This is a genomic window from Gluconobacter sp. P1D12_c (assembly GCF_018812105.1).
In the GTDB taxonomy this organism is placed as follows: domain Bacteria; phylum Pseudomonadota; class Alphaproteobacteria; order Acetobacterales; family Acetobacteraceae; genus Gluconobacter; species Gluconobacter oxydans_A.
In genome coordinates this window covers 1-426 of the sequence record NZ_JACSIQ010000540.1, presented here as the reverse complement: position 1 = coordinate 426, position 426 = coordinate 1, and the positions used below count along the sequence as shown (strand labels likewise).

General features: G+C 35.7%; 1 protein-coding gene. It reads left to right on the top strand.

From position 1 onward, the window contains the following. A partial coding sequence (locus KP705_RS18060; protein WP_215765291.1) for a hypothetical protein occupies positions 1-303 on the top strand: 303 nt, incomplete at its 5' end. Positions 304-426: the final 123 nt, after the last annotated feature.

Sequence of the window (426 nt, the reverse complement as noted above, 5' to 3'; positions counted from 1 at the left end):
GATTATTTGCGTTGTCTTCCTTCGCATTCTTCTTTGTTTTTGGATTACATAGAAAGCAGGGGATATGGTTTTTTAAGATTCAACGAATATTTGAACGATGACGAGGATGATTTTTGTTACGAGTGTGTTTTTGTTAATGACAATAAAGATGAGATACGCCTTTGGGTTAAAGATTTAGAAGAATGTGACAAGGATGGTTTGTATTCGAGTATCGATAATTTAGATTTGGAAAATTGTACGTCTGATGATTTTAAAAGAAGACTCTCAACGATTTGCGAGAAATTTTTTGGATCGTTGTCATGAGTTATCAATTCGCACATTTTGAGATGCTGAGTCGTAAAGTGCTTGTAAAGCCTTCCGACAAGGCAACGAAGTCTAAGAAGTGGAATATTAAAGAGACTATAGATGAGGCTACCCGGAGAAATC